Here is a 24,250-nt window from a genome sequence, read left to right on the forward strand (position 1 = left end):
AGGAGATGTCGGGAATTTGTTGAAAGAACATGCAAAACTGATGAAGGTGTTCTCGGATTCTGGAGAAATCATCGGGCGGAAAAAGCTGCAGAAAATCATTTATATCGCGAAGAAAATGCAGTATCCTTTCTACGAAAAATATGATTTTCATTTTTACGGCCCGTATTCCGAAGAACTGACGCTTCGAATTGAAGAGCTGTGCAATCTTGGGTTTCTGGATGAGGTGAAGGAAAAAAAGGGCGGCTACTTTCAATACCGGTACTCGCTGACGGAGACGGGAGCCGAGTTTTTACATCATGCGGAGCTTACGATGCCGGATATGAAGAAGTATATCGACAGCGTCAACAGCCGCTCATCCCGGTTTCTGGAGCTGGTGTCTACGATTTTGTATTTTGACGGCCTTGAAGCTGAGGAAAAGAAAGAGAAAGTGTTTACGATAAAAAGCAAACAGAAATATACGGATGAAGAATATGATGAGGCGCTTCACTACATAGAAGAGCTGAAACACATTTGTTAAAGGCGATGCTTTCGTCTTTTTTTATGAAAAAACCAGGCCGCAATGAAGCGGGCCTGGTTTTGTTTATTGTCTCAATTTGCTGTGCTTGTACGAATATAAAAAGTAAACGATGACGCCGATGATCAGCCAGACGGCAAAATAAAGCCACGTTTTCAGCGGCAGATTGACCATTAAAAACAAACAGCAGATAATGGCCAAAATCGGCAGTACGGGTACAAAAGGCACTTTAAATCCCCGTGGAAGATCTTTATGGGTGCGGCGCAGAATCAGCACGGACAGACTGACCATGGCAAATGTCAATAGCGCGCCGATGTTTGAGAGATCCGACAGCTCTTTCAGATCAACAAAACCCGCGATGCATGCGCTGATCAGTCCGATCAGCCACGTATTAAAGATCGGCGCTCCCGATTTCTTTCCGACAATGGTAAAGACTTTCGGCAGCATTCCGTCTCTTGCCATCGCAAAAGATATACGGGTCGCCGCATAGGTATGGGCGAGAACGACGGCCATCAGTCCGATCACCGCACCGGCAGCGATAATGCCCGCCACCGCGTTTTGTCCGACAGTCTGCAGCACATAAGACATGGCTTCCGGCACATTAAGCTGTGAATACGGAACCATACCCGTCATGACGAGACAGACGATGACGTATACCAATGTACAGATCACCAGTGAACCGATAATACCGATCGGCAGGTTGCGCTGCGGTTTTTTGACTTCTTCAGCCGAAGCCGAAATCGCGTCAAACCCGAGAAACGCAAAAAAGACGGCAGAAGCCCCCGTAATGACGCCTTTGATTCCAAAAGGCATAAAAGGGTGCCAATTGCCCGGCTTTACAAAAAAGCTTCCTGTGATGATAAACAGCAAAACAATTCCGATTTTTACGAGAACCATTATATTATTAAAGGTTTTGCTCTCTTTAGAGCCGCGTGACAGAACGACGGCAATTAATAGAGTAATGATGATGGCAGGAAGGTTGACGATGCCCCCCTGGCTCGGCACGTGCAGCAGACTGTCCGGCAAAGGCGTGCCGATTTCGGCTAACAGATTATTAAAATAACTTGACCAGCCGCTTGCCACCGCCGACGCCGTCACCATATAAACGGATAAGAGCGTCCAGCCCATTAAATGGCCGACAATTTCTCCCATGGTGGTATAAGAGTAAATATAGGCGCTTCCGTAAACCGGGAGAACAGAAGCGATTTCGGCGTAACATAATGCTGCAAGGCTGCAGACAACGGCTGCAATGATAAAAGAAAAGATTACGGAAGGCCCGGCGTTTTTCGCGGCCGTAATGCCTGTAAGAACCATGACGCCCGTCCCGATGACGGCGCCGATGCCCAGTAATGTTAAATCAAATCCACCCATCGTTTTGGCAGTCTGCCTGTTTCTGCTTTGTTCAAGCAGCTGGGTGATGTCTTTTTTTTGTAGGATATTCCGCAACACGCATCCCTCCATCCAAAAGCAAAAGCCAAGAGGGACTCTTTGGCTTTTACCCGTGTCACATCTTCTGTGTAATCGACAATCCTGTGTTCTGTTTCCCCGTCTGTTCCGTTTCTTTTCTTTTCCAATCATATTGTCTGCCGCATCCGATCAGATTATCCTTTCCGTCAAACGCAGTCACCCTTAATGATTTTACCTGAATCGTGTCTATAAAACCAGCATTGCATAAAAGGATATGGTAAAAAAGAGGGAGACAAAAGTCTGTGCAGGGCAGGATAAAAGTTGCGGGCATTCCGGCCGGAATTTTGACTTTCTCCGTAAGGTATCAGTAAAATGTAATAAAAAACAAACAAATGATGATGGATGCATCTTGAAATGGGGAGTTTCTGCATGAAGCACGATAACTTGCAAGCAAATGTACTGGATTACGCGCTCACGAAATATTTAAAGAGCACGAAAAAGCTTGATGAGGCGACAATTCCGAAGAGTATAAACAATATCAGAGGATTTATTCTGAGGATTATTTACCGGCACGGCACGTGCACGATTAAAGATATATTGCAGGAGGTCACATTATCGCCTTCCGCCACGACAACCGCTCTCAATCATTTAGAAAAAGAAGGATTCGTGGAAAGGTCGAGAAACAACGAAGACCGCCGCACGGTATGGATGACGCTTTCCGAATCGGGAAAAATGGCGGCCATGCAAATGATTGAAAACCGGCAGCTGCTCATTGACGAACTGTTCGAAGCATTGACAGAGGAAGAAAAGAAAATCTTTTTCAGCCTGGTTGAAAAGGTTGTGAAATAAGCCGGCCTGACATAGCAGCGCCGGCCATTATCAAGGATTACTCCGTATCGCTGATCCGTTTGCCGGCGACGGCGTAATGATCCTTTCTCATTTCTTCAATCATGACAATGATCTTTTCTTCGGCAGCGCCTGTCGTTTCTTTTACGGCTTCGGTCACTTTTTCAACCAGATTCCGTTTTTGTTCATCTGTGCGGCCTTCAAGCATTTTAACGGTTACGAGCGGCATGGTGCTGATCCTCCTTTATCGTTTCCTCTCTTTGGAAGAGAGATCACTTATAGTATACTGAATGAAGGACAATCTTGCATTTTTTAAAAAAGGGGATTTTGACATTTGGACAGATTTTTATATTATCCGCTGGAGCTTATGCCCTATGTCGTGATTACGCTGATCGTGGCATTTACGATGCATGAACTGGCGCACGCGTATGTCGCGTATCGTTTCGGAGACGATACCGCGGCGAGACAGGGCAGATTAACGCTCAATCCGATTAAACATCTTGATGTTTTCGGAACGATTCTAATTTTGGTCGCGGGTTTCGGCTGGGCCCGTCCGGTGCCGGTGAACCGCCGCGCCTTTAAAAGACCGCGGCTGGCGGGAGTGCTGGTTTCCGTCGCCGGGCCCGTAAGCAACCTGCTTCTTGCCTTTATCGGTTTCTTTTTGCTAGTGTTGATGCATGCTTACGGAATGGAGCTGCTTTCTGCATTCAGCATGGGGCTTGACCGCTTTTTCTCTATTTGGATTCAGCTGAATCTCGCGCTGTGTTTATTCAACCTGCTGCCGCTTCCTCCGCTTGACGGCTACCGGATTATTGAGGATCTCGTGCCGCCGCGGGTGCGCGCCAAAATGACTCAGTTTGAGAGCTACGGGATTATCGTGTTTCTCGTGCTGTTTGTGACACCGGTCGGCTCCTATGTCGTGTGGCCGCTGTTAAGCGAGGGGAGAGACTGGATTCTCAAGGTATTTGCCATTATATTTCAACCGCTTTTGTAGGAGGGTATTTTCATGGAAGAAAAAAAGAAGAAAACAATCGGATTTAATATTATTAAAAGTGATCCGACCGACGGACATGGCGGTTTCGGCGCCGGGTCGCTGAGCCTTGACAATATTTCTCCGGTATTTGTCGATGTGGAAGAGAAGGAAGCTTTCGTTGACATCGGCGCAATGCATGCCCGCAGTGTCGTTGAAAAAGGCATCAAATTCCTGCCGAACAAAGATGAAGTGCCGAACGGAAAACCGTACTGGCTCGTGTGGGTCACCATCGACAGAAAAGAAGAAGGCCCTTATTACGCGGGTGTGACGGCTTGTGAAATGACCGTGGACAGAAGTATCCGCAGAGGCTATAAGTCATTGCCGGAGCATGTGAATTTAATGGATAAATCAATGAAGCGCCGCATTATCGTGGACAAAATGGACGCCAGCTCAAAGCAGGTGCTTGCTGAATTTCTGCAGAAGCATGACCAAGGGCTCTGGGAACGTTCATCCGATGAATTGAAAACGGGTCTGCTTCCGGGCGAAAAATAATTTGTGAACTTTTTATGAACTTTATAAATATTTGCACTATTTTGCAATTGTACTGAGTAAACTGTTGATACAGAATCAGGACATGGAAAGTCCCGAGCCGAACCAAGACTCGGGGTTTTTCATGTTTACGCGGAGGTTTCATCATGTTCACCGTCTTTGACATCGGGCCTTGGGTCATTGAAGCAGATACGGCGGAAACGAGAAAACAATATGAAAAATCATGGCCTGATCCCTGCGATTGCGGGAGCTGCCGGAACTTTTCCGAGGCGGTGAATCTCCTTCCCGCCGAGAAAACAAGATTGTTTACGCAGTTTGGGATTCGTCCGGCTGTCTGTCACGACTTGGGGGAGCATGGAAAGGAAAACGGCCTGCATCATTATGCGGGCAGCTATCCGATTGTCGGCATGCTTAGGGAAGGCTGGCCGAAGTTTCATATTGAGAGAGCGGGAGATACCCGCTTTTCGTTTTCTTTGCCTAGTACAACATTTTTTATACCGAAGGGTTTTCCTGACCCTATTATCCATCTCGACTTTTCACTCTTGCTCCCATGGGTGCTTGAGGAAGACGCGGAGTAAAGCCCGGCGCGCAATGCACCGGGCTCAGTCTTTTTTGCCGAGCCACTTATCCCACCACTTTTTGCGCGGAGCTTCTTTGCGGGCGGGAGCGTGTTCCTTTTCTTTTTTAGACGGTTCCGGCCCGTAGCACACATCGGCGGGCTCTGTGCCTGCGATAAAATACGTATAATGCTTTGCGGCGCATCCGGGTCCGGAAGTGTAGCCGGATGCGGGATCGATATAGACGCCCGTGACGCCCTTCGGCGGTTTAAGCGCTATTTCCGGTTCTCCTTCGAGCGCCTTCTCCATAAAGTCCGCCCAAATCGTCTTCGCATAGCTTTTTTCTTCTACTGAATCAATCGTGCTGCTTTTGTCATAGCCTGTCCACACACCGGCGGCAAGAGCCGGATTAAAGCCGATCATCCAGCTGTCTGCGCTGGTCGTGCCTGATTTCCCGCCGTACGTCCGGGTCAGCCTGTCAGAAATGGTGCGTCCCGTGACGGAAGTATAGCCGTTTAAATCCTGATCAAACATGCCCGTCATCATGCTCGCCGTCACAAAAGCGGCTTTTTTATCAAGCGTCTGCTGATGTCCGCGCGGCTGTTCATACAAGATGTTGCCGGCGGTATCCGTCACTTTTGTGATAAAGGAAGGGGTGATTTGTTTTCCCCCGTTTGCGAGCATCGCGTAGGCATTAACCATCTCAATCGGGCGCACGGGTTCAGTTCCGAGCGCCAGAGACGGAAGGGGCTTTAAATGTTCGCTGATGCCGAATTCCTTTGCCGCCGACACGAGCTTATTCATGCCGAGAAAGAGATGGGTCTTCACGGCATAAATGTTGTCTGATAACGCAAGCGCCTGAAGCAGCGTAATCGGTTTATTGGCGTAGTAGCCGTTGTAATTGCTTGGAGAATAGGTATCTCCGTTGTCGTCAATCTGGAACTCTGTGGCTTCGCTTTTCATCAGCGTGACCGGTGTAAAGCCGCTTTGAATCGCTTTGTAGTACAAAAGCGGCTTGATCGTGGAAGCCGGCTGCCGTTTCGCCTGTGTCGCCCGGTCAAACGGGCTTTTTTCGTAGTCACGTCCGCCGAGAAGCGCAAGCACGCGCCCTGTTGCCGGATCAATCGCGGAAAAGCCGACCTGAATGTCAGAGCCGGTACGGATCGTATGTGCCACAGTGTTTTCCGCGATCCGCTGCATGCGCTTATCAAGCGTTGTATAAACACGCAATCCGCTCGTTGCGAGCTGTTCGCGCGTCATGCCGAGCTTTTTCTCGAGTTCTTTCATCGCATCATCGTAAAAATAAGGCGCAGTTTTCGCCGCGGTTCTGCTTTTCAGCGGCTGATAGGCAAGCGGCGTTTTCTTAATCCTTTCCGCCTTTTCTTTTGAGATCATTTTTTGTCCGGCCATCAGACGGAGAATGGTTTCCTGGCGCTGTTTGGCCTTCTTTTCGCTGACATATGGCGAATAGCCGGACGGGCCTTTCGGTATGCCCGCCAGAAGCACGGCTTCCGCATCGTTCAGATCTTTGGCGTGTTTGCCGAAATACAGGCGGGAGGCGGCTTCAATTCCGTATGCGCCGTGGCCGTAATATATCGTATTTACATAACCTTCTAAAATCTCGTTTTTAGAATAGTTCTGTTCAAGGCGGATCGTGTAAAATGCTTCGTTCCATTTTCGTTTCCATGTTTTATCATGCTCAAGGTAGAGATTTCTCGCGTATTGCTGGGTGATGGTGCTGGCGCCCTGAACCTTGGCCATTGCCTTTATGTCAGCCAGCGCGGCGGCGGCCATCCGCCGGTAATCAAAACCGTGGTGATTGTAAAAGTTTTGATCCTCCACCGCAATCGCGGCCTGCACCGCTGTCGGATTGATATCTTTTAACCGGACCCAGTAGCGCTTTTCCCCGAAATCGGTCTCACCTAGCTTTGAGCCGTCATTTGCATAAAGAATCGTAGACTGAGGAACCCGGACGGAGGGGGCGCCCTGCCATTTCGCTGCAAGAAGAACGGATGTGAAGCAGACGCCGGCCAGCATTCCGCCGATCAGTGTCAGAAAGATGCAGGCGCGGATGATTTTGAACGTGATTCTGAGCTGTTTTCCAGATACTTTATCCACTTTTGGGAACCCCCTTTTTCATGATTCTATTATTATGTGAAAAAAGGGGGTTTTTTAAACATATCAAACCGGACACTTCTTTACTTTTTCCCCTCCATCCTCTATACTTTTTCCTTAGGTGAAAATGAGATTTTAACCGGAATAAAAGCGATACAGACGCTTACAATAAATGAAATAAGCCTTGAAAGGGAGATGACAATTGAGCGAGCTTTGGTATACGGAGAAGCAGACGAAGAATTTCGGCATTACATTAAAGGTGAAACAAACATTACATACGGAACAGACGGAATTTCAGCATCTGGAAATGGTGGAGACAGAAGAATTCGGCAACATGCTGTTCTTAGACGGAATGGTCATGACTTCTGAAAAAGACGAATTCGTCTATCATGAAATGGTTGCGCACGTCCCGTTATTTACGCACCCGAATCCGGAAAACGTTCTCGTTGTCGGCGGCGGAGACGGCGGTGTCATCAGAGAGATTCTGAAGCACCCAAGCGTAAAAAAAGCGACGCTTGTCGACATTGACGGCAAGGTTATTGAATACTCTAAAAAATTCCTTCCGTCCATTGCGGGCAAGCTTGATGATCCGCGCGTCGACGTGAGAGTCGATGACGGTTTCATGCACATCGCGAAATCAGAAAATGAGTATGACGTTATCATGGTTGATTCAACAGAACCGGTCGGACCGGCCGTCAATCTGTTCTCAAAAGGCTTCTATGCCGGAATTTCCAAGGCGTTAAAAGAAGACGGCATCTTCGTCGCGCAGACGGACAACCCGTGGTTTACACCGGAGCTGATTACAAACGTACAGCGTGACGTGAAAGAAATCTTCCCGATCACCCGTCTGTATACGGCTAATATCCCGACGTACCCGAGCGGCCTGTGGACATTTACGATCGGTTCTAAAAAGTACGATCCGCTTGAAGTGGAGGACAGCCGTTTCTTCGACATCGACACGAAGTATTACACGAAAGAGCTTCACAAAGCGGCATTTGTTCTTCCGAAATTTGTGAGCGACTTAATCAAATAAAAACGTACGGCGCAGGAGCGAATCTTGCGCTTTTTTACAGGAAAGCGAGGGTATTATTGATGAGATTTGATGAAGCTTATTCAGGAAAAGTATTTATCGCAAGCCGCCCCGACTGGAAAGAGGCGGACGCCATCCTCTACGGCATGCCGATGGATTGGACGGTCAGCTACCGTCCGGGTTCACGGTTCGGCCCGGGGAGAATCCGCGAGGTGTCTATCGGTCTTGAAGAATACAGCCCGTACCTCGACCGTGACTTGGCTGATTTGAATTTCTTTGACGCCGGAGACATTCCGCTTCCGTTCGGCAATCCGCAAAGAAGCCTTGATATGATTGAAGAATACGTGGACGGCATCTTAGAAAAAGGCAAGTTCCCGCTCGGCATGGGAGGGGAGCACCTTGTCTCATGGCCTGTCATAAAAGCCATGTATAAGAAGTTTCCGGACCTTGCCATCATTCATTTTGACGCGCACACCGACCTGCGCACGGATTATGAAGGCGAACCGCTTTCCCACTCTACTCCGATCCGCAAAGCGGCCGAGCTCATCGGGCCGCAAAACGTATTTTCATTCGGCATCCGCTCCGGAATGAAGGAAGAATTTGAATGGGCGAAAGAAAACGGCATGCACATTTCTAAGTTTGAAGTGCTTGAGCCGTTGAAAAAAGTGCTGCCGCAGCTTGCGGGACGCCCGGTTTATGTCACCATCGATATCGACGTTCTTGACCCCGCTCATGCGCCGGGAACGGGCACGGTTGACGCGGGAGGCATCACGTCTAAAGAATTGCTCGCGTCCATCCATGAAATCGCGCGCTCAGAGGTCAGCGTAAAAGGCGCCGACCTCGTAGAAGTGGCACCGGTCTATGACCACTCAGAACAAACCGCAAACACGGCAAGCAAGATGATCCGTGAAATGCTGCTTGGGTTTGTGAAATAGAAAGAATTTCCCCCGCTTGAAACATGGCGGGGGATTTTTATATTGTATATAAACTACTTAGAAGTTAGTAAAAGCAATATGTTATTTTACTATTAATAATTGATGTTATTGATAAAAATTATATAATAGGGTATTATTTAGTAAATACATCTTTAGAAAGGAAGTTAGAATGAAAACAGCAATAGAAAATGAATTGGAATTAAAAAAGATTGAAATTTCAGTAATTAAACTGATAATTGCTGAAAAGCCTAATAAAGAGATCGCTAAGTCATTAAACTACTCGCAGCGTAATGTCGAATATATCATAGCCGGTCTTTGTAAAAAGTGGAATGTGAGTACTAGAGTCGGTATTGTTTCGGAAGCATATAAAAGGAATTGTATACAGTGAACGAAATGAAAGAAAAACCCCTATTGAGGGGGTTTATTTATATATGCTAAAAAAACATTCTATACAGGAATGCCGTAAAAATAAAAACTGAGATTGTCAGGTAGTTCAAATTTGTTCTCCATTTCAGAAGAATAAACAAAAGAAATAAATATGCAATATTGAACAAATCAAAGATAGAAAAAATCAAATGATTACTTGTGAAAAATAAACTAGTGTTTGGATGTTCTGCGAAAATATTTTTGAATGATATAAGAAAAAACTTAATTGCGACCGGGATGTTAGAAAACATAAATAGGGAATAAAAAGTTTTGATCTTAATTTGAGCGCCAAGAAAATTTATAATGAGAAATAATACGAATCCTTCAAAAATGACCCCGAACATTAAAAGAAACAGTGCGGCTATTGCAATGATGTAATCTAAATGTTTTACTTGCTCAACAACTTGTATAGGGATGTTTTTGGGAATTAAACTTTTCATAAAAGGTAAAAGGGAACTTAAATAAAAAGCTAACCCGATAATATAAAACAAAAACGAGGACAAAAAATTAATGTTTCGTTCCTTAAATGAAGATAATTCAATTTGCATAATCCTAAGAGGCTCCTTTTATAAAGATAGGTGTAATAAATGTTTCTAACATAGCTGCTATCATTAAACCGAGAAATATAATACCAATATATTTAAAAGTGAATTTCAAATTTATTTTGAGGAGTAATAAATCTAAAGTTAATTTCATTCCTACAGAGGCTGCAAGAAGCAATACCGGCACTTCAATTATTCCATGGGGTATAACAAGCAGTAAAAGGTTTAAATTGTCTTTAATGTTTCCTATCGCATTTCCTAAAATTAATCCATTAATAATTAAAACAGCAACCGTGCCAAGCGACAGCGTCAACGGGCCTAAAAAAACAAGCAGACTCGCTACTTTAATATTATTAAAGAAAATCTGAAAAAAATCCGGACGGATATTTCGATTTAGATTATTTACATTTGAAGCGGAATCTGTATAAAAATATGCTGTAAATAAAGCAATTAAAAATAAGATCAGACAGAGTATGTACAATTTGACTAAAACATTCTTTTTAAACAATGTATTTTCATCCATTCGTTAAAGGGACTGCCAGGGATATTGAATTTAATGTTTTATATTATGCTGCTGCTGTACTTGCTGCAGCCAATTGTTCTAAAACGGCCAATGGTAAGCCCGCACCAAGAGATCCTAAAACAGTAATGATAGCCAGAACTGAACCCGTTGCGGTGATAGCACTGACAATCCAACTAGGAGCGATAATTCCAGCTCTGTTTAAAATATCGATAACATCCATGCTTAAATGATTATGTTTCATACTGAAAAGAGCGAGAACAATGATTCCTGATGCTACTAATGTAAAAATCGCTTTACTATTTTGTGTTTTTAAAAGTAGATTCATTTTTTCCTCCAATTTTTTCAATATCCCCAGCAAGTTAAATAATAAAATATATTGGAATCTATTTGAATTGCGGATTTCCGAAAAAATAATAGTTAAGAGGTGAAATCCGTAAAAGTATCTGCTGGCTTATTTCGTACAAAGAAAGCCGGACCATATGTATGATCCGGCTTTCTTTGGTACTGAAACATTATACTTTTTTTTCAAAAATAATATCAAAATAGTCGGCTGCCCCATAGCCTGAAATAGCAGGAGCAAATATTTGAACCAGCTTTCACCCTTGCTGCGAATACTTTTCAATAATTTATTTATAGTCTTCTTTAGGTTTTCCTTTCCATCGGTTTACTTCTGCTTTTATGAACTTGTATTCGTACATTGCTGTATAATCCTCCGGAAGTGTATTGGAATCGTTACCTTGTTTTTCGATTTTGATAAACTTGAATCCATAAATAGAGCGCGCAGCCTATTAAAAGAATCGGAAATTGCCATCCTGTATTTCCGTTTTTAAAATAATCTATTAATGACCATATCAGTAAAGCGACAGTATAAAAACTAAATGCTATTCTGGCGGCTGTACCCGATTGGTGTTTTTGCATCTCATCCATTTTCTTCATAAGAACCGCTCCCTTAATTTTTTTTGGCGTTATAGTTGAATACTTTATCTATTCCCGTATTTAAAGCGTGAGCTATCGAAAAAGCCAGACTTAAAGTCGGGTCATATTTATTATTTTCAATTGCATTGATGGTTTGCCTGGTCACGTTGCAGAGCTTAGCCAGATCATTTTGTGAAATATCAGCTGCTGTTCTAAGTTTTTTTATATTGTTATCCACTAAAACCCTCCTTAACTTATTTTGTTTTTTATTTTAAATTTTCAAATTTATATATATTTATTTTAAATAATATATGTATAAGTGTCAAATACTTTTTACACATTTGAGTTCTAAGGTATGTTTTTTGTTTTTGTAAATTAGTTGTTTATATAAAAAACGGCTTGCAGTTTAACCTGCAAGCCTAAAAGTAATTATCATTTAAATCATTCCGCGCTGAGCAATTTCAAATTGATGTTCCGGTGCACTTGCGATGTCGGCTGAAACAAAAACAGTGCTTACTGCCAAGCAAGTAAGTGCTAATTTATACTTCAATTTCATACAACTTCACACCTCCTTGAATCTGCTGTCTTGTTTCTTCCACCTTTAAAAAATATGCAGCAGCCTTCTCGAAATTCTCTCTTTCATGATAATATTTTGCCACATCTAAGGCAAAATCTTCAAGATCAGCATACATCATTTTATCTCTGAGAAAGTCAAAACATTCCATGATTGCTTCTTCATCAGGCTCACCGACATACAAAGATTCTAAAAATTCATATTCGACTATATATAGGGAATCTTCTGCCTCCTCTGCATAAGATACCCCTTTGTCATGATATTGTCTGGCTATGGCCATATTTCCGATTTTATAATGTATTTGTGTGATTAAGAAATAGGCTTGCGGGAGAGAAGTGATGATGTTCCCATCTTCAAAAACAGCTATTGCCCGTTTTATGTAATCAATGGCTGGTTTGTAATTTCCTTGGCTGTTAAAACAAAGTCCGATATTATATAGAGTCCGGCCCATTAATTGAGGCTGCTGTTCTGCCTCTGCCATGGCATAAGCTTTTTTAAAATGCTGAATTGCTTCATCATATTGCTTTAAGTCAAGAAAGTTGGTAGCGAACAATGAATGGCACTGAAGCACCCTTATATTATATGCCTCCTGCTTATGATAAATTTTATAAGCCTGCCGGGCATAATCCATAGAAAAATAAGTCTGCTTCATATAATAGTAGGACTCTGACATCTTAAAATAAAATTCAGCTTTCTCGATACAATCTTTGACAAAATCCAGCTTATATTCAGCTTTCTTAAAAAACTGAATCGCTGAAAGATATTCACGGCATTCCAGCTCATACATCCCCCGGAAAAAATTAAAATAATAATCAAGCCGTCCGGTCAGCCGGGCCTGCTTTTTATCAATATCCGCGAGCAGATCCGATAGTCTCGGCTGTTCTTCTATCCGCTGCGATTCCAGCGGTTCGAGGTATTCGAGCATCAGATTGTGGCGGAATTCCATGAGAGAATAGTACAGATGAAGATCCTGATCTTCTTCCAGGCCTGCAAGCTCTTCTTTGATTTCTCTCCGCAAGTACTCGGCGTCCGGGATGCTGAACCTTCGAATGTACATATACCATTCGTTGATTTTTTCTCCAACCGCTGAAGACGATAAAACACTCGCCACTATTCCGAATCCCTCCCTTCCACGTTATGTATATGACATATTTTATCATTTTCATTCGGAAGGATAGCGCAAAAATACCGCAAACTTTTCCCCTTTGACAAAGCCGTCCGCCGAAGGAACCGCATTTATCCCGCAGCCTAGGATTTCCGGTTTTTTCATTTTCCTTAAAAATCATGTTTATCTTCAAAACCAATCAGCAAAGATGGTAAGATAGGAGGAAGCGGTTGAACTTTTTCCCTTGAAAACTTATACTATTCAGGTTAAGCGGGATGATGAAAAGGAAGTGTCAGCATGAGACAGGAGACACCAGTAGCCATTCATGTGCAATCATTCATTCATAACGGCTCCGAAGAAGAGTCGGTTGAATTTACATCGAGTGGATTCTATTACGTGAGAAACGGCAAAACGTATCTTTCCTATCACGAAGAGCATGATTTGGGCAAGATTAAAACGGTCGTCAAGATCACAGAAAAAGAGATTCTCGTAATGAGATCGGGCGCCATCCAAATGAAACAGCGGTTCATTCCGGGGGCATCGACACTCACTCAATATAAACTGCCGTTCGGACAAATGGAGCTCCGTACGGAAACGAAAAACATTCAATCTGATGTCGGCGGTTCGGAAGGCTCCGTCAAACTGACATATAACATGACTGTAGGCGAAAACCAAGAACATGTACATAACATGACGATCCAATATAAGGAGGAAACAAAGGCATGAATATTGCGGAACAGATGAAGGACGTGCTGAAGGAAGAGATCAAAGCGGCCGTTCTGAAAGCGGGCCTGGCGGAAGAAAGCCAGATTCCAAGCGTACTGTTAGAAACGCCGAAAGACAAAACACACGGTGATTATTCCACAAACATGGCGATGCAGCTGGCGAGAATCGCAAAAAAAGCGCCGCGCCAAATCGCTGAGGAGATCGTGGCGTCATTTGATAAAGGCAAAGCTTCCATTGAAAAGATGGATATTGCGGGGCCCGGCTTTATCAACTTTTACATGAACAACAGCTACTTAACAAAACTGATTCCGTCCGTGCTTGAAGCGGGTGAACATTACGGAGAGACAAACATCGGACAAGGCGAAAAGATTCAGGTCGAATTCGTATCGGCCAACCCGACGGGAGATCTTCACTTAGGCCATGCGCGCGGCGCGGCGGTAGGTGACGCGCTGTGCAGCGTGCTTTCTAAAGCGGGCTATGATGTGAGCCGCGAATACTATATTAATGATGCGGGCAACCAGATTAACAACCTGGCGCTTTCCGTTGAAGTCCGTTATTTTGAAGCGCTCGGCCTCGAGAAACCGATGCCGGAAGACGGTTACCGCGGCGAGGATATTATCGCCATCGGGAAAAAGCTTGCCGAAGATTTCGGCGACCGTTTCGTACATGAAGAGGAGAGCGAACGTCAGGCGTTTTTCCGTGAATACGGCTTAAAGTACGAGCTTGATAAACTTCGCTCCGACCTGGAAAACTTCCGCGTGCCGTTTGACGTATGGTATTCTGAAACGTCACTGTACGAAAACGGAAAAATTGATCAGGCGCTCGAGGCGCTTCGCGAAAAGGGCCATGTATACGAAGAGGACGGCGCGACATGGTTCCGCTCCACAACGTTCGGCGACGATAAAGACCGTGTGCTGATCAAAAAAGACGGCTCATACACTTATCTGCTGCCGGATATCGCATACCATAAAGACAAACTTGACCGCGGATTCGACAAGCTCATCAATGTATGGGGCGCGGATCACCACGGGTATATTCCGCGTATGAAAGCGGCGATTGAAGCGCTCGGTTACAAGAAAGGCACATTGGAAGTTGAGATCATTCAGCTCGTTCATTTATACAAAAACGGCGAAAAAATGAAGATGAGCAAACGTACGGGGAAAGCCGTAACGATGCGCGACTTGATTGAAGAAGTCGGCTTGGATGCCGTGCGTTATTTCTTCGCGATGCGCAGCGCTGATACGCATATGGATTTTGACTTGGATCTTGCCGTATCCACATCTAATGAAAACCCTGTGTATTATGCGCAATACGCACATGCACGTATTTGCAGCATGCTTCGCCAAGGGGAGGAGCAGGGACTTAAACCGGCGGCAGATCTTGATTTCAGCCATATTCAATCAGAAAAAGAATATGACCTGCTGAAAACAATCGGCGGCTTCCCTGAAGCAGTGGCAGAAGCGGCGGAAAAACGCATTCCTCACCGTGTCACAAACTATATTTATGATCTGGCTTCCGCTCTGCACAGCTTCTACAATGCGGAGAAAGTCATCGATCCGGAAAATAAAGAGAAGAGCCGCGCGCGTCTCGCTTTAATGAAGGCGACGCAAATTACGCTGAACAATGCGCTTCAGCTGATCGGCGTATCCGCTCCGGAAAAAATGTAATGATGATCAAAGGACAAAGTCTTCGGGCTTTGTTCTTTTTTTTGCATATAAAGCGTGTGATGTAATTCACAATCCCGTACACTGAGTTTTTGTATGATAAGACTGATATTGAATCAGTGAAAGGGGCAAGCCGAATGATCAATCGTCAACATATTCAATTATCGCTGCAGTCATTAAGCTTAGTGGCAGGGTTTATGGTGTGGGTGCTGATTTCATCGCTCATTTCTCAAATGACATCAGATATTCATTTAAGCAAAGGCGAGATTTCATTGGTGACGGCGATTCCCGTTATTCTCGGATCGCTTCTCCGTATTCCTTTAGGATATTTAACGAACAGGTATGGCGCGCGGCTGATGTTTATGATCAGCTTCATCCTGCTTTTGTTTCCCGTATTTTGGATCAGTATCGCGGATTCTTTATTTGATTTAATTGCGGGCGGCTTTTTCTTAGGGATCGGCGGAGCGGTATTCTCCATCGGAGTGACGTCCCTCCCGAAATATTATCCGAAAGAAAAGCACGGTGTCGTCAATGGGATTTACGGTGCCGGAAACATCGGGACCGCCGTTACTACCTTTGCGGCGCCGGTTATCGCTCAAGCCGCGGGATGGAAAGCAACCGTGCAGATGTATCTTGTTTTGCTGGCTGTTTTCGCATTACTGCACGTTTTGTTCGGCGACCGGCATGAGAAGAAAGTCAAAGTTTCCATAAAGACACAAATGAAAGCCGTTTACCGAAATCATGTGCTGTGGATGTTGAGCCTGTTTTATTTTATTACGTTCGGCGCCTTTGTCGCCTTTACCATCTATCTTCCGAATTTTTTGGTTGAGCATTTTGGGCTGAGCCCTGCGGACGCCGGTCTGCGGACGGCCGGCTTTATTGCGGTCTCTACGCTGCTCAGGCCTGTGGGAGGGTTTCTTGCAGATAAACTGAGCCCGCTCCGCATTCTGATGTTCGTTTTCGCAGGGCTTACGCTGTCAGGCGTCATGCTGTCATTCTCCCCGGCGATCGGCCTTTATGCGGTCGGATCGCTGACGGTGGCAGTCTGCTCAGGGATTGGAAACGGGACGGTATTTAAACTGGTGCCTTTCTATTTTTCGAAGCAAGCGGGGATTGCCAACGGTATTGTGTCTGCCATGGGCGGACTGGGCGGTTTTTTCCCTCCGCTGATTCTGGCAAGTGTATTTCAGGCAACGGGTCAATACGCGATCGGGTTTATGGCGCTTTCAGAGGTTGCGTTAGCCAGCTTTGTCCTTGTGATCTGGATGTATTGGCAGGAAAGAATGAAAACACATACGGAGAGAAACAGTCATAGCCTTGATTCATAATGATCCATTCACAAGATTGTTAGTTTTTTCTGGGTGAGTGCAAATCAAGTCACGTTACAATATACATACGCAACGTGACTTTCTTCGAGGTGAGCTCATGAATATTCTCTCTTTCCGAAAATCTGATAAAGAACTTCTTTCCCGCGAACTGCATGAATTGCTGGAATCGATCAGTACGAAAAGGAAAATGAAAAAACACACGTATTTGTTTCAAGAAGGAATGGATGCAGAAGAGCTTTATCTGATTCAATCAGGACTCATTGAAATCGGCAAGCTGACGTCTGACGGAAAAGACCTGACGCTTAGAATCTGCCAGAAACACGATATTGTCGGGGAATTGACGCTATTCACAGATGAGCCGAGATATATGCTCAGTGCGAAAGTGTTAGAGGACGGGGAGGTGCTCGTCATTAATAAAAACAAGCTGGAAAAGGAATTGATCCAAAACGGTGTTTTGACGTTTGAATTTATGAAATGGATGAGCACCCATCTGCGAAAAATCCAGTCTAAGATCAGGGATCTGCTTCTTCACGGCAAAAAAGGGGCGCTCTATTCCACCCTTATCCGCTTATCAAACAGCTACGGGGTGGAACGAAGCGACGGGATTCTGATTAACATTGTGCTGACAAATCAGGATTTGGCTAAGTTTTGCGCGGCGGCAAGGGAGAGCGTCAACCGCATGCTGGGAGACCTCCGCAAACAAGGGGTTATTTCGATAGACGAAACCGGAAAAATTATTTTGCACAAGCGGGACTATTTACGATGCGAGATCGAGTGTGAAAATTGTCCGCTTGAGATCTGCAATATTGACTGAAAAAACAAGGGCAGCCGATGTCCTTGTTTTTCAGCTTGTGATACATATACACATGACGGCGAAAAAGAAGCCGGCATTTACGATTTTCAGAATGCCGATCGTTTTCACCGGCCAGTCTCTTCCATGAAAAAACCAGGCCCGCAGACTGCTTGGGATAAAAGCGAGAAACGCCCAGCCTGCCCCGAGAAGGGCCGATAAAAAGGGGAGCAAGAGGTGATATCCCCACGACCAGTAAGCAAACCTTCTGTTTTTTCTCTCCCTTATGACCGATTTCACATAAAAAGAACTCCCGACAAAAAATAAAGCGGATTGCAAGAATAGAAACCAAGCCCAGCCGTCAAGGATTCCCGTTCCCAGCCAGCAGCTCGCAAGTCCGCCCGAACAAAAGAACAGAACACCCGCAATATCATTCGTAAGCGCCCGTTCGTTTTTTCGGCGGGCATAATGCGTATGTATGAGAAACAGCGGCAATAAAAAAACGCCGATCCAGACGAGCTGCGGCTTATGAAAGACAGAAATGATCAAAAAGCAGCAGGCCGGAAAACCGTAATACCATATCCACTTTTGATAGGGCTGAAGCTGTTTCTTTTTCAAAGCGAGCGAAACGGGATAAACCGTCAAGTAAAGGAACAGCCAGCCCAGAAAGAGCGGAATATGCCAGAAAACCGGGCCTCCCTTGACCATGCCGAGTAAAAATGGAATCAGCAGCATCGCCCATGCGCCGTGCTGCTTCGGAATCATCGCCTTCATCGAAACCCTCCTTTTTATTTCATTATAAGTGCAAACACTCTCCTGATAAGTGACCTTTATCATACAAGCTGTGAAATACATCACTGCCGCGCGGGCTCAATCGGGCTACACTAAAGCTATCAATAGCACAGGAGGCTTTCCTATGAATCAGTGTGACTATTTATTATTTCTGAAACAACTTCCTATGTTTAATGAAGTGCCTCTGTCCATTGTCGAAACCTTGCTGAAAAACGGGACGTTTATCCGCGGCTCATCTGACCAATCTCCATCCTTTCTTCATTCACAATCCGTTTATATTGTATTAAAAGGCAATATCCGTTTTACGGACAGCAGGCTCCCTGAAGGGTCGCAAACCGTTGCGCTGTGGGAAAAAGGCGATGTGTTTCCGATTGATGAAAAAGGCGGGCTCTCTTTATCGCCTTTTATCTCAGTCAATGCCTCACCGGATATTCTGGTACTCCATATTCCATATTCCGTATTTAAGCAAATGATGTCTTACCATCCGCGGCTGCAAATGAACTTTTTGGCGATGCTTCAGCAAAATGTCTTCTGTTCCTATCAGTTGTTTTTGAGGTATCTGTATACATCACGGGATGAAAACGCCGAACCCGGTTCTTAAACAGAACCGGTTTTTTTGATGACGCGGGCGTCCCTATATCGTTTGAAAATCCTTCCTGCTGCTCTGTGTGAACGTTTTGTGAAAAAAGCAGAGTGTGTGACATAGTTCACAAGGTGATGCGCCGTCTCTGTTTATAGTGTACATAGCATCACCTGACTCGGAAGGAGTGAACGATCATGAAGAAAAAGAAAATGAGTCCGTTGCTCAGGAGATTAAACTATTTTTCTCCTATCGAACATCATTCAAATCATCATAGCCAAACGACAAGCGAAGATCGTGATTGGGAGAATGTATACAGAAACAGATGGCAGTACGACAAAGTCGTTCGCTCCACCCACGGCGTCAACTGCACGGGTTCTTGCAGCTGGAATATTTATGTGAAAAACGGAATTGTCACGTGGGAAGGACAAAACTTGAATTATCCATCAACAGGCCCGGATATGCCTGATTTCGAACCGAGAGGCTGTCCGCGGGGGGCCAGTTTTTCATGGTACATCTACAGCCCGCTCCGTGTGAAATATCCATATGTGCGAGGTGTGCTGATCAATTTGTGGCGGGAAGCATTGCAGGCGCATCAAAATCCGCTGGATGCCTGGAAATCGATCGTTGAAAACCCTGAAAAAGCGAAGTCCTATAAACAGGCAAGAGGGAAAGGCGGCTTTGTCCGCGCGGAATGGCCGGAAGTGCTGAAGCTGATTTCAGCCTCTCTGCTGTATACAGTGATGAAATACGGGCCTGACCGGAATGTCGGCTTTTCTCCGATCCCGGCGATGTCCATGATCAGCCACGCATCAGGCTCGCGATTCATGTCTTTAATCGGCGGCCCGATGCTCAGTTTTTATGACTGGTATGCGGATCTCCCGCCGGCGTCCCCGCAAATTTGGGGCGACCAGACGGACGTTCCGGAAAGCAGTGATTGGTACAATTCAGGCTACATCATCACATGGGGTTCCAACGTTCCGTTAACGAGAACGCCTGACGCGCACTTTTTGGCGGAGGCCCGCTATAAAGGGGCCAAGGTGATTTCAATCAGTCCCGATTTTGCGGAGTCCTCAAAGTTTGCGGATGACTGGCTCAGTATCCGCCAAGGGACTGACGGGGCGCTTGCGATGGCGATGGGTCACGTCATTTTGCAGGAATTTTACGTGAACCAAGAAACTGAACGTTTTATTGAGTACGCGAAGCAATACACTGATTTTCCATTTCTCGTCACCTTATCAAAAGAAAATGGCGTATACACAGCGGGGCGGTTTTTGCATGCGAAAGACATCGGGCGGCAGACAAAGCATGATCAGTGGAAGCCGGCGGTCTGGAATGAACAGACAGGTGCGTTTGCCATACCGCAAGGAACAATGGGCTCCCGCTGGGACGGGCAGCAGAAATGGAATCTGCACATGATCGACGAAGACACCGGGGAACAGATCGAGCCCCGTCTCACCGTGCTCGGAATAGAGGACGAAATCGGCTCGGTGCGCATTCCGTATTTTTCAAATGACGGAAACAAAGTGCTTGAGCGGAATCTTCCTATTAAAAAATTGGATCTGAATGGTGAAGAGACGTACGTCACGACCGTGTTTGACTTGATATTGGCAAACTACGGCGTGAACCGGGGCATCGGCGGACAATCAGCCGCATCTTATGATGATCCCCGTCCGTTCACACCTGCCTGGCAGGAACAGATCACGGGAATTAAAAGAGAAGCCGTTATACAGATTGCCAGGGAGTTTGCTCAAAATGCGATCGATACAGACGGCAGATCGATGATTATCGTAGGGGCGGGAATCAACCACTGGTTCAACTCCGACACGATTTACCGTGCGGTGTTAAATCTTGTTTTACTCGTCGGCGCCCAAGGCGTAAACGGCGGAGGCTGGGCCCATTATGTCGGGCAGGAAAAGCTCCGTCCGGCTGAAGGGTGGCAGACGATCGCAACCGCAAAGGACTGGGAAGGCGTGCCTAAACTGCAAAACGGCACCTCATTTTTTTACTTTGCGACAGACCAGTGGCGTTATGAAGACCAGCCGATCAGTGACTTGGCTTCACCGATCGCCGCGTCATCCCGCTACAAGCATCACGCCGATTACAATGTGCTGGCAGTGCGATTAGGGTGGCTTCCGTCTTACCCGACATTCAATCAAAACGGCATCAATCTGTATCAAGAAGCTGAGAAGGCGGGGGCGGCGACACCTGAAGACGTAGGTGCGTACGTGGCCTCACGGCTTCAAGAGAAAAAATTGAAATTCGCGATTGAAGACCCGGACAATGAAGTGAATTTCCCAAGGAATCTCTTCGTATGGCGGGCTAATCTGATCTCAAGCTCAGGAAAAGGGCATGAATATTTTCTCAAGCATCTGCTGGGGACGACAAACGGTCTGATGAATGACGACAGCGACAGCATCCGCCCTGAAGAAATCAAATGGCGGGAACAGGCGCCGGAAGGCAAGCTTGACTTGTTAATCAATCTCGACTTTCGAATGGCCGGTACGGCGCTGTATTCCGATATCGTGCTGCCGGCGGCGACATGGTATGAAAAACACGACCTCAGCAGCACGGATATGCACCCGTTCATTCATCCATTCGCTCCGGCGATCTCGGCGCCGTGGGAATCGAGGTCAGACTGGGATATTTTCAAAGCACTGTCAAAAGCCGTTTCCGACCTGGCGGAAGAAGTCGATATGGAGCCGGTGAAAGAGGTAGTCGCGACGCCGCTCCTCCACGACACGATGCAGGAATTGGCCCAGCCGTTCGGCAAAATCAATGACTGGAGCAAGGGTGAATGTGAAGCCATTCCGGGAAAAACGATGCCGAACATCCATGTCGTTGAACGGGATTACAAACACATTTTTCATAAAATGACCGCACTCGGTCCTAACGCTGCTTTAAAGCCGAGCGGAACAAAAGGGATGAGCTGGTCGATTGCGGATGAATACGAATCACTCAAACAGAGACTGGGAGAAACCGATTCAGACGGCGTTGCCAAAGGATGCCCGAATATAAGTGAAGCAAAGCAGGCGGCGGAAGCGATTTTAACCCTGTCGTCCACCTCAAATGGAAAGGTCGCCGTGAAAGCATGGGAATCGCTTGAAAACATCACAAACCTGAGGCTGAAAGACCTGGCGGAAGAACGCGAGGAAGAATGCTTTACGTTCGAGCAAATTACAGCCCAGCCGAAAACGGTCATCACGTCTCCGGCTTTTACCGGCTCAGAAAAAGGAGGGCGCAGGTACTCGCCGTTTACGACGAATGTGGAAAAATTAATCCCGTGGCGGACGCTGACAGGCAGACAATCCTATTATGTCGATCATGAACTGATGATGGAATTCGGTGAAACGATGGCGACATTTAAACCGATCCTCCAGCACCGTCCGTTCCTAAGCAAGCGGCCTGATCAAGAGGGCAAAGAGATCGTTCTTAATTATTTGACGCCGCATAATAAATGGTCCGTCCACAGCATGTATTTTGATTCCCTGCCGATGCTGACGCTGTTCCGGGGCGGGCCGACCGTGTGGATGAATAAAGATGACGCAGAGGACACGGATATCAAAGACAACGATTGGATTGAATGCTTCAACCGAAACGGCGTTGTCGTGGCGAGAGCGGTTTTGTCTCACCGGATTCCTAAAGGAATGGCGTTTATGCACCATGCCCAGGACCGCCACATCAACGTGCCCGGCACAAAACTGACGAATAACCGCGGAGGCACCCATAACAGCCCGACAAGGATTCACGTCAAGCCGACCCAGATGATCGGGGGCTACGCACAGCTCAGCTACGGCTTTAATTATTACGGTCCGACGGGGAATCAGCGCGATCTGAATGTCGTCATCCGCAAGCTGAAGGAGGTCGATTGGCTTGAAGATTAAAGCGCAGATCGGGATGGTCATGAATTTGGATAAATGCATCGGCTGCCACACGTGCAGCGTCACCTGTAAAAACACGTGGACAAACCGTTCCGGTGCGGAATATATGTACTTCAATAATGTAGAAACAAAGCCCGGCATCGGCTACCCGAAGCAATGGGAGGACCAGGACAAATATAAAGGCGGCTGGACGTTGAAAAAAGGAAAGCTTGAACTGAAATCAGGCCCGAAAACGAATCGGCTTGCAGGCCTTTTCTATAACCCGAACCAGCCGACGATTGATGATTACTATGAACCTTGGAACTATGATTATGAAACATTAACAAACAGTCCGCAGAAAAAGCACCAGCCGGTGGCGCGGCCGAAATCGTCCTTGACGGGCGATTTTATGAATATCGAATGGGGCCCGAACTGGGAGGATGATCTCGCGGGCGGCCATATTACAGGGCTTGAAGATCCAAACGTTCAAAAAATGGAGGAATCGATCAAAACAGAATTCGATGAGGTCTTTATGATGTATCTGCCCCGTATTTGTGAGCACTGTATCAATCCGGCATGCGTGTCATCCTGCCCGTCCGGCGCCATGTACAAACGTGAGGAAGACGGCATCGTACTCGTTGATCAAAACGCGTGCCGTTCATGGAGATATTGCGTCTCATCCTGTCCTTATAAAAAAGTCTATTTTAACTGGCAGACGAACAAAGCGGAAAAATGCACACTCTGCTTTCCGCGCTTGGAGGCGGGGATGCCGACCATCTGCTCCGAAACGTGTGTGGGCAGAATCCGCTATCTCGGCGTCATGCTGTACGACGCGGACAAAGTGGAGGAAGCGGCATCCGTTGAAAATGAAAAGGATCTCTACCATTCTCAACTGGACGTTTTTCTTGATCCGAATGATCCTGAGATTGCCAAACTGGCAAAAGAACAAGGCATCCCGGTTGAATGGATAGAGGCCGCGCAGCAATCGCCGATCTATAAAATGATCATCGATTGGAAGATTGCGCTTCCGCTTCACCCTGAGTACCGTACGCTGCCGATGGTTTGGTACATTCCGCCGCTGAGCCCGATTATGAATCTCTTTGAAGGAAAAGGCAGCCGGCAAACGGCGGAAGCGATTTTTCCGGCTATCGACCAAATGAGAATTCCGATTGACTATTTGGCGCAGCTATTAACGGCCGGTGATACGGATCATATTCGGTCAACGTTAAAGAAAATGTCCGTCATGCGTCAGTATATGAGGGCGGTTCAGACGAATAAATCCATCGACCCGGCACTGATCTCCGGTGTCGGTTTAACAGAACAGCAAATTGAAGACATGTATCGGCTGCTGGCAATCGCCAAATATGATGACCGCTTTGTGATCCCGAGCAGCCATCGTGAAGAAGTGTCTGATTTATACGCTGAACAAGGAAGCTGCGGCTTGTCATTTTCAGGCGGCCCCGGCTCTTGTTTCTAACTTTTGATAAATGAGGTGGAAC

Annotated in this window: 25 protein-coding genes; 15 read left to right on the plus strand and 10 right to left on the minus strand. The window is 46.1% G+C overall.

Annotated features, from left to right (window positions below):
• Positions 1–16 precede the first annotated feature (16 nt).
• Positions 17–517: a YwgA family protein gene (locus ACWJJX_RS06710; protein WP_007407653.1), complete on the plus strand. Its 501-nt coding sequence runs from the start codon at positions 17–19 to the stop codon at positions 515–517.
• A gap of 63 nt (positions 518–580) precedes the next feature.
• Here the strand turns inward: ACWJJX_RS06710 and ACWJJX_RS06715 are convergent, their stop codons facing one another.
• A complete protein-coding gene (locus ACWJJX_RS06715) occupies positions 581–1,960 on the minus strand; it encodes an amino acid permease (RefSeq protein ID WP_032862558.1) in 1,380 nt (459 codons plus the stop codon).
• 390 nt (positions 1,961–2,350) lie between these two features.
• Here ACWJJX_RS06715 and ACWJJX_RS06720 point away from each other — a divergent pair, with 390 nt between their 5' ends.
• A complete protein-coding gene (locus ACWJJX_RS06720; protein WP_003151040.1) occupies positions 2,351–2,770 on the plus strand; it encodes a MarR family transcriptional regulator in 420 nt (139 codons plus the stop codon).
• Between the two features lie 37 nt (positions 2,771–2,807).
• Here ACWJJX_RS06720 and ACWJJX_RS06725 read toward each other — a convergent pair whose 3' ends face one another.
• Complete coding sequence (locus tag ACWJJX_RS06725; protein ID WP_003151042.1) at positions 2,808–2,996, minus strand: 2-hydroxymuconate tautomerase; 189 nt, start codon at positions 2,994–2,996, stop codon at positions 2,808–2,810.
• Between the two features lie 105 nt (positions 2,997–3,101).
• Between ACWJJX_RS06725 and ACWJJX_RS06730 the strand changes: the two genes are divergently transcribed.
• The 3 genes from ACWJJX_RS06730 to ACWJJX_RS06740 all read left to right on the plus strand — a co-directional run bounded on the left by ACWJJX_RS06730 (position 3,102) and on the right by ACWJJX_RS06740 (position 4,867).
• On the plus strand, positions 3,102–3,761 hold the full coding sequence (locus ACWJJX_RS06730) for a site-2 protease family protein (protein WP_003151043.1): 660 nt from the start codon (positions 3,102–3,104) through the stop codon (positions 3,759–3,761).
• A 12-nt stretch (positions 3,762–3,773) separates the two neighbouring features.
• A complete protein-coding gene (locus tag ACWJJX_RS06735) occupies positions 3,774–4,292 on the plus strand; it encodes a YwhD family protein (RefSeq protein WP_015387555.1) in 519 nt (172 codons plus the stop codon).
• Positions 4,293–4,435: 143 nt separating this feature from the next.
• Positions 4,436–4,867: a hypothetical protein gene (locus ACWJJX_RS06740; protein ID WP_156735431.1), complete on the plus strand. Its 432-nt coding sequence runs from the start codon at positions 4,436–4,438 to the stop codon at positions 4,865–4,867.
• 24 nt (positions 4,868–4,891) lie between these two features.
• Here the strand turns inward: ACWJJX_RS06740 and ACWJJX_RS06745 are convergent, their stop codons facing one another.
• Positions 4,892–6,964, minus strand: coding sequence for a transglycosylase domain-containing protein (locus tag ACWJJX_RS06745; protein WP_146275733.1), 2,073 nt, complete (start codon positions 6,962–6,964; stop codon positions 4,892–4,894).
• A gap of 199 nt (positions 6,965–7,163) precedes the next feature.
• Here ACWJJX_RS06745 and speE point away from each other — a divergent pair, with 199 nt between their 5' ends.
• From speE to ACWJJX_RS06760, 3 genes are all read left to right on the plus strand, one after another.
• The gene (speE, locus tag ACWJJX_RS06750) at positions 7,164–7,994 is read left to right on the plus strand and encodes a spermidine synthase (protein WP_003151052.1); all 831 of its coding nucleotides are present in this window, start codon (positions 7,164–7,166) and stop codon (positions 7,992–7,994) included.
• Between the two features lie 59 nt (positions 7,995–8,053).
• Positions 8,054–8,926, plus strand: a complete 873-nt coding sequence (gene speB / locus ACWJJX_RS06755) for an agmatinase (protein ID WP_003151054.1) — start codon at positions 8,054–8,056, stop codon at positions 8,924–8,926.
• A 169-nt stretch (positions 8,927–9,095) separates the two neighbouring features.
• Complete coding sequence (locus ACWJJX_RS06760) at positions 9,096–9,314, plus strand: helix-turn-helix transcriptional regulator (RefSeq protein WP_071182043.1); 219 nt, start codon at positions 9,096–9,098, stop codon at positions 9,312–9,314.
• A gap of 590 nt (positions 9,315–9,904) precedes the next feature.
• On the opposite strand, the gene ACWJJX_RS06765 is transcribed toward ACWJJX_RS06760, so the two are convergent.
• From ACWJJX_RS06765 to ACWJJX_RS06790, 6 genes are all read right to left on the minus strand, one after another.
• Positions 9,905–10,417: a stage II sporulation protein M gene (locus ACWJJX_RS06765; RefSeq protein ID WP_032859656.1), complete on the minus strand. Its 513-nt coding sequence runs from the start codon at positions 10,415–10,417 to the stop codon at positions 9,905–9,907.
• A gap of 43 nt (positions 10,418–10,460) precedes the next feature.
• Positions 10,461–10,742 carry a hypothetical protein gene (locus tag ACWJJX_RS06770; RefSeq protein ID WP_014306021.1) on the minus strand — a complete coding sequence of 94 codons (282 nt, stop codon included), beginning with the start codon at positions 10,740–10,742 and terminating at the stop codon, positions 10,461–10,463.
• A gap of 407 nt (positions 10,743–11,149) precedes the next feature.
• Positions 11,150–11,353: a hypothetical protein gene (locus tag ACWJJX_RS06775; protein ID WP_069473623.1), complete on the minus strand. Its 204-nt coding sequence runs from the start codon at positions 11,351–11,353 to the stop codon at positions 11,150–11,152.
• 13 nt (positions 11,354–11,366) lie between these two features.
• Positions 11,367–11,570 carry a helix-turn-helix transcriptional regulator gene (locus ACWJJX_RS06780; protein ID WP_003151064.1) on the minus strand — a complete coding sequence of 68 codons (204 nt, stop codon included), beginning with the start codon at positions 11,568–11,570 and terminating at the stop codon, positions 11,367–11,369.
• Between the two features lie 198 nt (positions 11,571–11,768).
• Positions 11,769–11,888 carry a PhrC/PhrF family phosphatase-inhibitory pheromone gene (locus tag ACWJJX_RS06785; protein WP_069473622.1) on the minus strand — a complete coding sequence of 40 codons (120 nt, stop codon included), beginning with the start codon at positions 11,886–11,888 and terminating at the stop codon, positions 11,769–11,771.
• On the minus strand, positions 11,872–13,017 hold the full coding sequence (locus tag ACWJJX_RS06790; RefSeq protein WP_015387560.1) for a response regulator aspartate phosphatase: 1,146 nt from the start codon (positions 13,015–13,017) through the stop codon (positions 11,872–11,874). Before ACWJJX_RS06790 ends, ACWJJX_RS06785 begins: the two co-directional genes overlap by 17 nt.
• 291 nt (positions 13,018–13,308) lie before the next feature.
• On the opposite strand from ACWJJX_RS06790, the gene ACWJJX_RS06795 reads away from it, so the two are divergent.
• From ACWJJX_RS06795 to ACWJJX_RS06810, 4 genes are all read left to right on the plus strand, one after another.
• A complete protein-coding gene (locus ACWJJX_RS06795; protein ID WP_003151069.1) occupies positions 13,309–13,737 on the plus strand; it encodes a DUF1934 domain-containing protein in 429 nt (142 codons plus the stop codon).
• Complete coding sequence (gene argS, locus ACWJJX_RS06800) at positions 13,734–15,404, plus strand: arginine--tRNA ligase (RefSeq protein WP_003151071.1); 1,671 nt, start codon at positions 13,734–13,736, stop codon at positions 15,402–15,404. The genes ACWJJX_RS06795 and argS overlap by 4 nt, the downstream gene beginning before the upstream one ends.
• 134 nt (positions 15,405–15,538) lie before the next feature.
• Positions 15,539–16,729 carry a nitrate transporter NarK gene (gene narK, locus ACWJJX_RS06805; protein ID WP_454022840.1) on the plus strand — a complete coding sequence of 397 codons (1,191 nt, stop codon included), beginning with the start codon at positions 15,539–15,541 and terminating at the stop codon, positions 16,727–16,729.
• A gap of 97 nt (positions 16,730–16,826) precedes the next feature.
• Positions 16,827–17,543 carry a Crp/Fnr family transcriptional regulator gene (locus ACWJJX_RS06810; RefSeq protein WP_454022841.1) on the plus strand — a complete coding sequence of 239 codons (717 nt, stop codon included), beginning with the start codon at positions 16,827–16,829 and terminating at the stop codon, positions 17,541–17,543.
• Positions 17,544–17,573: 30 nt separating this feature from the next.
• Here ACWJJX_RS06810 and ACWJJX_RS06815 read toward each other — a convergent pair whose 3' ends face one another.
• Entirely contained in the window at positions 17,574–18,293 is a 720-nt protein-coding gene (locus tag ACWJJX_RS06815; RefSeq protein ID WP_317461577.1) for a YwiC-like family protein, read from the minus strand.
• Positions 18,294–18,435: 142 nt separating this feature from the next.
• Here ACWJJX_RS06815 and ACWJJX_RS06820 point away from each other — a divergent pair, with 142 nt between their 5' ends.
• The 3 genes from ACWJJX_RS06820 to narH all read left to right on the plus strand — a co-directional run bounded on the left by ACWJJX_RS06820 (position 18,436) and on the right by narH (position 24,228).
• The gene (locus tag ACWJJX_RS06820) at positions 18,436–18,912 is read left to right on the plus strand and encodes a cyclic nucleotide-binding domain-containing protein (RefSeq protein WP_077722986.1); all 477 of its coding nucleotides are present in this window, start codon (positions 18,436–18,438) and stop codon (positions 18,910–18,912) included.
• Between the two features lie 176 nt (positions 18,913–19,088).
• Positions 19,089–22,775, plus strand: a complete 3,687-nt coding sequence (locus ACWJJX_RS06825; RefSeq protein WP_454022842.1) for a nitrate reductase subunit alpha — start codon at positions 19,089–19,091, stop codon at positions 22,773–22,775.
• Positions 22,765–24,228, plus strand: a complete 1,464-nt coding sequence (gene narH / locus ACWJJX_RS06830; RefSeq protein WP_454022843.1) for a nitrate reductase subunit beta — start codon at positions 22,765–22,767, stop codon at positions 24,226–24,228. Before ACWJJX_RS06825 ends, narH begins: the two co-directional genes overlap by 11 nt.
• The last annotated feature ends 22 nt before the right edge of the window (positions 24,229–24,250 follow it).

The organism is Bacillus sp. YH3-2-B2, from assembly GCF_053663335.1.

What these genes read in the sequence shown, in the direction of transcription:
- ACWJJX_RS06720 (WP_003151040.1), top strand. Translation starts at nt 2,351, where the DNA reads ATGAAGCACGATAACTTGCAAGCAAATGTACTGGATTACGCGCTCACG.
- ACWJJX_RS06725 (WP_003151042.1), bottom strand. Translation starts at nt 2,996, where the DNA reads ATGCCGCTCGTAACCGTTAAAATGCTTGAAGGCCGCACAGATGAACAA.
- ACWJJX_RS06735 (WP_015387555.1), top strand. Translation starts at nt 3,774, where the DNA reads ATGGAAGAAAAAAAGAAGAAAACAATCGGATTTAATATTATTAAAAGT.
- ACWJJX_RS06740 (WP_156735431.1), top strand. Translation starts at nt 4,436, where the DNA reads ATGTTCACCGTCTTTGACATCGGGCCTTGGGTCATTGAAGCAGATACG.
- speB (WP_003151054.1), top strand. Translation starts at nt 8,054, where the DNA reads ATGAGATTTGATGAAGCTTATTCAGGAAAAGTATTTATCGCAAGCCGC.
- ACWJJX_RS06760 (WP_071182043.1), top strand. Translation starts at nt 9,096, where the DNA reads ATGAAAACAGCAATAGAAAATGAATTGGAATTAAAAAAGATTGAAATT.
- ACWJJX_RS06765 (WP_032859656.1), bottom strand. Translation starts at nt 10,417, where the DNA reads ATGGATGAAAATACATTGTTTAAAAAGAATGTTTTAGTCAAATTGTAC.
- ACWJJX_RS06770 (WP_014306021.1), bottom strand. Translation starts at nt 10,742, where the DNA reads ATGAATCTACTTTTAAAAACACAAAATAGTAAAGCGATTTTTACATTA.
- ACWJJX_RS06775 (WP_069473623.1), bottom strand. Translation starts at nt 11,353, where the DNA reads ATGAAGAAAATGGATGAGATGCAAAAACACCAATCGGGTACAGCCGCC.
- ACWJJX_RS06785 (WP_069473622.1), bottom strand. Translation starts at nt 11,888, where the DNA reads ATGAAATTGAAGTATAAATTAGCACTTACTTGCTTGGCAGTAAGCACT.
- ACWJJX_RS06795 (WP_003151069.1), top strand. Translation starts at nt 13,309, where the DNA reads ATGAGACAGGAGACACCAGTAGCCATTCATGTGCAATCATTCATTCAT.
- argS (WP_003151071.1), top strand. Translation starts at nt 13,734, where the DNA reads ATGAATATTGCGGAACAGATGAAGGACGTGCTGAAGGAAGAGATCAAA.
- narK (WP_454022840.1), top strand. Translation starts at nt 15,539, where the DNA reads ATGATCAATCGTCAACATATTCAATTATCGCTGCAGTCATTAAGCTTA.
- ACWJJX_RS06810 (WP_454022841.1), top strand. Translation starts at nt 16,827, where the DNA reads ATGAATATTCTCTCTTTCCGAAAATCTGATAAAGAACTTCTTTCCCGC.
- ACWJJX_RS06815 (WP_317461577.1), bottom strand. Translation starts at nt 18,293, where the DNA reads ATGAAGGCGATGATTCCGAAGCAGCACGGCGCATGGGCGATGCTGCTG.
- ACWJJX_RS06820 (WP_077722986.1), top strand. Translation starts at nt 18,436, where the DNA reads ATGAATCAGTGTGACTATTTATTATTTCTGAAACAACTTCCTATGTTT.
- ACWJJX_RS06825 (WP_454022842.1), top strand. Translation starts at nt 19,089, where the DNA reads ATGAAGAAAAAGAAAATGAGTCCGTTGCTCAGGAGATTAAACTATTTT.